At 37.7% G+C, this 6,455-nt stretch carries 5 protein-coding genes and 1 pseudogene; 3 read left to right on the top strand and 3 right to left on the bottom strand.

The window, feature by feature from the left end; genetic code table 11:
• The 3 genes and pseudogenes from F7D73_RS12675 to F7D73_RS16360 all read right to left on the bottom strand — a co-directional run.
• Nucleotides 1-271: pseudogene (locus F7D73_RS12675) on the bottom strand (hypothetical protein); the annotation flags it as partial.
• 206 nt (nucleotides 272-477) lie between these two features.
• Nucleotides 478-1,956, bottom strand: a complete 1,479-nt coding sequence (locus tag F7D73_RS12670; protein WP_153125242.1) for a PD-(D/E)XK nuclease family protein — start codon at nucleotides 1,954-1,956, stop codon at nucleotides 478-480.
• 515 nt (nucleotides 1,957-2,471) lie between these two features.
• Nucleotides 2,472-2,594, bottom strand: a complete 123-nt coding sequence (locus F7D73_RS16360; protein WP_262884890.1) for a hypothetical protein — start codon at nucleotides 2,592-2,594, stop codon at nucleotides 2,472-2,474.
• Nucleotides 2,595-3,089: 495 nt separating this feature from the next.
• Here F7D73_RS16360 and F7D73_RS12665 point away from each other — a divergent pair, with 495 nt between their 5' ends.
• The 3 genes from F7D73_RS12665 to F7D73_RS12655 all read left to right on the top strand — a co-directional run bounded on the left by F7D73_RS12665 (nucleotide 3,090) and on the right by F7D73_RS12655 (nucleotide 6,090).
• A complete protein-coding gene (locus F7D73_RS12665; protein ID WP_153125240.1) occupies nucleotides 3,090-4,220 on the top strand; it encodes an ATP-binding protein in 1,131 nt (376 codons plus the stop codon).
• Between the two features lie 466 nt (nucleotides 4,221-4,686).
• A complete protein-coding gene (locus F7D73_RS12660) occupies nucleotides 4,687-5,292 on the top strand; it encodes a transcription termination/antitermination NusG family protein (protein WP_194256919.1) in 606 nt (201 codons plus the stop codon).
• Nucleotides 5,293-5,817: 525 nt separating this feature from the next.
• Nucleotides 5,818-6,090 (top strand): hypothetical protein, encoded by a 273-nt coding sequence (locus F7D73_RS12655; RefSeq protein ID WP_117588191.1) that lies wholly within the window; start codon nucleotides 5,818-5,820, stop codon nucleotides 6,088-6,090.
• Nucleotides 6,091-6,455 lie beyond the last annotated feature (365 nt).

Genomic DNA, 6,455 nt, shown 5'->3' with positions numbered 1-6,455 from the left:
CCGAGATATAATAGCAGAAGGTATCCAGCGGATAGTCGTCTTCCTCCTTCATCTTCTTGCGGTAAAGGACATCCTGGTGCATCAGTCTCTCTGCCTCCTCCAAAGTTGTGGTGAAGGCTTGCGGACAATAGGTATTCACCTTGTATTTCGGATAATGTGAACGCTTTTTCTCCTCCAGCTCTTCTGTTTCTAAAACTTCGAGCTTGAAGATGGCTGGAACATCCCGATGCTGTGGATGCTCAGCCAAATGCTTGAATTCTTCGTATGTCATGGGATGGTTATCTTAAGAATTTGTGAAAGTCAATCTGAGGTCTAAGTTCCGGGAGACAACCTTCATTGGGTTCTATCTGATTTCTAGAAGTTTCCCTTCTAACCATATTTTTATGGATTTTGAGTTTGTTCATACTCATTTTGGCGTCCTCTTTTCCGATACCTGAAGGGATGATATTGGTGTATCTTCTTTCCATCTTATTCTTTCTATTTGCCAATGTTTTTACTCATAATTGTTTCTTTCATTATCGCTATCATTTTATCTATAGTTATGGTAACTGATAATCGCTTTTCTCCTTTTTGTTTTATTTCAATAGAAGAATTTCCAACCTCTTCTTCTGCAAGATGATAATAAAAGAACGAACAATATCTTCCTTGATAAGCATAGAACTTTTTGTCTTTATATTCTATAAAATCAGGAAAATACTCCCCGATTTTTTTGATTACTTCATTATTCCACCCATTCTTCTTTTCTATTTTGTTTATGCCTTTAACAACAACCCCAACACATAGAGTATTATTTCCTTGTTGTTGCAAAGTGAAAATACAGTTGTCATTCATGCGATACTTGAATTCAAGAAAGGCTTCGCCATGGAAAAATCCGATGCCGATAAATAGCTTTTGTTTTCCTTCTGGAGTTTCGTTTCTGTCTTCCCAAATATGTTTGTCATCTGAGTTGTAGTCTATGACAAAATCGCTGCTTATCTTTGATGATAAGTACTTTGCGCATTTGTACATAACTGATTTTTGCCAAATGTCAGAGCAGCGTATTTTATTAAAATCTTGCTGATTGGTCAAAATGCTCCAACAAGTATTTGGATTAATGGAATTCCATTCTTTATTTTTATCCATTTTTGATAAGCAAGTTGTTATATGCTCAGAAAATAGACTAATGAATTCACAATACTTCTTAATCAGCTCCTGGTAGAAATCTTTTAGTGTATTGTCTTTCCATATTTCTGGCTTTTTATTTAAATCATCAAGCAAGTCTGAGTATTTAGAATAGTTTTTGATTTGCCAATTTGCGGTGTTAGTAATTTCGATATTCCCACTCTTGAAAGTACTTGTTGTTGTAAAACTAGAATTGGAAGATGTAGCTTTATCAATGTTATCAAGTATATTGTCTACCAACGTAAGTAGAACATATTTTGTTTCTGTATTTTGACTATTGATTAGCTTAATATTCTCTTTTGTCCAATTTCTTTTCAGAGTTAGGGACTCTTTTTCCTCCGATTTCTGTTTCCCTTCATTTCTTAGGAAAATCTTAGCCTTTTCCTGGTCTTTTAAACCTTGTACATTTAGGCTCAGTACTTTTTGGTGATATTTCTCTAACTGTTCTTTATACGGCAAACTCTTGAATTTATTTTCAAGAACAAAAATAATTGGACCAGGAATGTATTCTTCGGCTTGTGTTTCCTGCTCCTTATCTTTATCAGTATGATAATTACGTACTTTCTTACAAATGCAAAAGTCAAAATGATAGTATTCTCGTTTTACCATCATCTTGCTATCATCGAATTCCCAAGTTTCGTCTTGCATCCAAATTTTCATAATTTGGTTAAAAATGGTACGCGTATTCTTATCTTCTGCTAACCATGCCAAAAAGTTGCTATGAAACAACTCTTTGGATGATAAGGATAGCTGGAAGATAGGATTGTTGTTTAATTTTTCTACAAATGTATCCATAATTCATCGTTATAGTTTCTAAGACGATGTCGTACTTGTTTACGACATCGTCTTGTTTATTAAATAAGAAGCAATTCCGCTTGGGCAAGCATAAGAACTTGCCGACTTCGTTCTTGTGTACAATGAATTCTCAGTCCGAACTAAGCGTAGTTGCTACCTCTTTATGTCTGCCGTCATTTCTAATGGCATTGCAAATATAGGCATTTTAAAAGGAATTTTCAAGCGAAAACAAAATTTTTAGTATTCTTTAAACTTTTACGATTGGTTCATTTTGGTTCATTTTGGTTCAAACTCATTTTTCCCGAGCTTACACCTTATTATATATAGGAACTTGTTGCTGCAAATCCACTCTCTTTTCTCTTGTGGAATGGGGAATCCTATCCCCTTAATGTCCATTTTCAAAACTGAAACTGTCCCCATGAGATATTGTCTTATTTGGTTTTTATGGAGTTTCAGAAAATGTAAATCCCCAATCTGTTGAACTTTACAGATTGGGGATTTCTCAAGTTTATACATTATTCTCCTAAAATAGTATCAAACATTTCATCAACAGAATTCCAATGGGTAACTCTGCCTTTCTCCTTGTCTTCTTCGGCAAGTACCAACAATTGAGGTTCGTTTATTGCTAATGTATTCATACTTACTCCTTTTTAAAAACATTCATCAATTTACAGCAGCAAAAATACGTTTTTTTCTCTAAACTACCAAGTAAATTAAAAGATTTTTTTTATTTTGGTATAGAGTACCCGTTTTTATGTGCTAATTTCATGGATTTACTGTCTCTTGGAGATATGATGGATAGAATGTCCGTTTCCAAAACTGATACTGTCCCCATGAGATAGGGGAGGAAAAGAGGATATGTTTGCGATAGCACCGCCCTAACTATATAAAAATAGGTAGTTTGGGCGGTATTATCGCACTTTTTAATGTCCGTTTTCAAAACTGATACTGTCCCTATGAGATAGGGAGAAGGTCGGAGAAAAACGTTGAAATAATGCTATAATCCCAAAATTTACTATGTTTTTTGGGATTGTAATCCCAAAAATAGGTATAAATTTTGGGATTACGATTATTTTTCCTTATCTTTGCATCCGAAAGAAAGAAGGATTCATAACTTAAAAGAAAGGATATTTATGATACGTCGTCAAATACAAGATACAATTGAAGCCCGGATGTTTTACGGGAAGGCTATCATTGTGATTGGTGCCAGACAAGTGGGTAAGAGCACGCTGTTTAAAATGGTGCTCGAGAATCGTGATGAACCTACTCTTATGTTGAATTGCGATGAACCGGAAGTAAGGGAGTTGCTGGCAAAGGCAAATTCTTCTGAGTTGCGTCTGCTTATTGGCAACAACCTTATTGTTGTGATAGATGAGGCTCAACGGGTAGAGAATATCGGGATGGTTTTGAAACGAATCACGGATAATTTCCCAGATGTACAACTCTTGGTGACAGGTTCCTCCTCTTTTGAATTGCAGAATAAACTCAACGAACCTTTGACAGGACGCAAGTTTGAGTACCATCTTTTCCCTTTTTCTACAGGAGAACTGATGAAGGCTCATGGACTGCTTAGTGTAAAACAAACATTAGAGAATCGGCTTATTTATGGGTCTTATCCAGATATCATGAATCATGAGACGGATGCAAAGGAGTTGCTGTATAATTTGTCTAACAGTTATCTGTATAAGGACTTGTTGAATTTAGAAAGTGTTCGGCGTCCAGCCCTGTTGTCCAAGCTGCTTACTGCCTTGGCGCTGCAGGTTACAAGTGAAGTTTCATACAATGAGTTGGCGCAAACCGTAGGAACAGATAATAAAACGGTAGAGAAGTACATTGATTTGCTCGAAAAGTGTTATATTATATTCAAGTTGAATGGCTTTAGTCGCAACTTACGTACGGAGTTGAAACGTGCTAAGAAATTCTACTTTTATGATAATGGAATACGTAATGCTATCTTGCAAAACTTTGCACCTCTTGCTCTCCGTCAGGATGTGGGGGCTTTGTGGGAAAACTTCTTCATTAGTGAGCGAATGAAGGCGAATCAAAATGCTGGACGATATGTAAACAGCTATTTTTGGCGTACCAGTCAGCAGCAGGAGATTGATTATCTGGAGGAGTGTGATGGTCAGTTTTCCTTGTTTGAAATGAAGTGGAATCCTAAGCGTGCCAATACAAAGTTCCCGGCCTCTTTCCTTTCTGCTTATCAGGTGAAAGATAAGTGCATCGTGACGCCTGATAATTGGATAGATTGGGTTATAGAGTGATGGTGCTACCCCCTTTAATTCCCTCATAAACGGTAAATGGTCTCGATTTTTAGCGGTGTTTTACTTTGTATTTTTGCGGTACTTGATTCTGATACCTTACTATATATAGGGGCATCTTTGTTTCTTTGGTAGAGATGAAGGTGTCCCTATCATTTTAAATAATTTTTTAGAATTTTTACATAAGAGACACAGAAAACCGAAAAACATTCTTTAAACCAACGACTTAGAAGATTGTGTACGAAAAGAATGCTAAAAAAATGTAGAATTTCGTAGAATGATATTAATTTTTTAACACGCATAATTTGCTAGTTTCCAACAATTTTCGTATTTTTGCAAGGAGATTCTGTGTCTCTTATGTAGAGATTCAGATGAACGACATCAAAAAACGAACTTGATTCGCATGATGAAAGAGACAAATATACAAGCACAGGTTACGTCCACTATTGCAGGGGACGACGGCGAAGCCATGGCAAAAAACGAAGAAAACGCAAAGGAAATGGCTCCCCAAAAGCCTAATGATGGGCTTGAAAAGCCTGCTGATGCAGGATGGTATGTGGCTGTAGTGAGAGTGAATTGTGAAACGAGAATAGCTGATTCTATACGAATCAATCTTAATCACAATCATGTTTGGTTTGATTACTGGATTCCCAAGGTAAAAGTAGTTTATATAGACAAACGTTCCAATAAGCGAAAAGTGAAAGAAAAGCTATTTCTTTCCACTTTCATCTTTTGTAACGTCTCTTCGAGACAACTTGACAAAATCCGTTTCCGTTCGGATGTGTATAAGATGCTGACGATGCCAGGTCAAAGGAAAATATACCAAATTCCCGACCATGTTATTGCCAACTATCGATATTTTGTAGAGAATGATGAAGAACCTGTCACTGCTGCCCCTGTTCCTTTGAAGAAAGGTATCAAAGTGCGAGTGGTAGCAGGTAGCATGAAAGGTGTGGAAGCATACGTACAGAGCTATAATGGCAAGAAAGCCGTCATCTGCAGCGAAATCAAGTATATCAGTGGTGCAACGCTTACGATAAGTAGAAATTTACTCGAAGTCGTTGAAGAAGATTGAGTTGTAGAATGAACATGTAGCATTAAAAAACTATGAGTTATCTGAGTAAAATGTTATAGTAAGTTATGGCAAAGCGGTCCCATCTCGCACAACCTGGCGAGGGCTTTGATGCCCCGCCAACCTTATAGCGTAACGGTTCTGAGCACCGGAGGGCGGTTACATTCCTTGCCCTTTTGGAAAGGGCGAGGGCTTGGGAGTGGGTTAAGGACCCCCTCTTCGCAAGAGGGGGACAGGGGAGTCGAAACAAAACTTACGTTATGAACATAGAAGAAAAAAAGCAGATTTTATACGTCGCTTCAAGGCTTCTAGGGAGCGAAAGGCAGAATACATAGCACAAATGGAAAAGCGAATGCGTGATGACTATCGCCGCAGAACCGGTAAGGAAGCAGAATCTTTTGTATATTGTGATGTTTAGCCCTAAGCCAAGTATAGGTTAATATATGCATTTTTTCACTTAAATCCTTGGTGATTACGAAAGAAAGTCGTAAATTTGCAGACAAAGATTAAAATAAAGGAGAATGTATTATGTTGACAAGTAATGTATCACAAGATAGAACCATTCCTTATTGGGATGAAATCAGGAATTTAAGCATTGAGGATAAATATTCCTTGATAGCTAAAATTGAGTCTTCTTTGGGCGATGTTGATATGAGTGAGTCGACTAATTCGATTCATGGTATACCACGTGAGGTGATGATTGCGGCTGCAGAATATGCTCTGAAGGAAAATAGAGCAGGTCGCTGCATTCCAAATTCGCAAGTTGAGTCTTTTATCAAAGCTAAAAGAGGATGGAAGTAGTTTGGTCAGGCTTGGCTTTGACGCAGTTAGATGAAGTCAAGCGGTCTCCGCAAGCTGTAACTTCCATGATCAAACGCTTCCTAGAAGAATATGACAAATAAAAAATAATATTTCTCATTCGAGCGACGACAAGTGCAGAGCGATACTGCAATGAGGAACAAAAATCGTCTCTTTGGTGACCTGGAGTTAGCCTGGGGTGATTCTCGTATGGAAGATATGCTTAACGACGATAGTCCCTATTGCGACTATAGCAATATGGAAGATGAACTATATGGGTATCTGGAGAGGATGATAGGGCAAGAAGTCCCCCCCCCCCCAGCCCGTCCGAGAACGGCCGTTTTGGGGTGTGTCACATAGGGTAGAAC

It is taken from the genome of Segatella copri (genome assembly GCF_009494395.1).
In the GTDB taxonomy this organism is placed as follows: domain Bacteria; phylum Bacteroidota; class Bacteroidia; order Bacteroidales; family Bacteroidaceae; genus Prevotella.
Note: the sequence above shows the minus strand (reverse complement) of the source record. Positions and strands in the feature narration are given on the sequence as shown.

Coding starts and splice junctions, on each gene's coding strand:
- F7D73_RS12660 (WP_194256919.1), top strand. CDS start 4,687: ATGGCAAAAAACGAAGAAAACGCAAAGGAAATGGCTCCCCAAAAGCCT.
- F7D73_RS12670 (WP_153125242.1), bottom strand. CDS start 1,956: ATGGATACATTTGTAGAAAAATTAAACAACAATCCTATCTTCCAGCTA.
- F7D73_RS12665 (WP_153125240.1), top strand. CDS start 3,090: ATGATACGTCGTCAAATACAAGATACAATTGAAGCCCGGATGTTTTAC.
- F7D73_RS16360 (WP_262884890.1), bottom strand. CDS start 2,594: ATGAATACATTAGCAATAAACGAACCTCAATTGTTGGTACTTGCCGAA.
- F7D73_RS12655 (WP_117588191.1), top strand. CDS start 5,818: ATGTTGACAAGTAATGTATCACAAGATAGAACCATTCCTTATTGGGAT.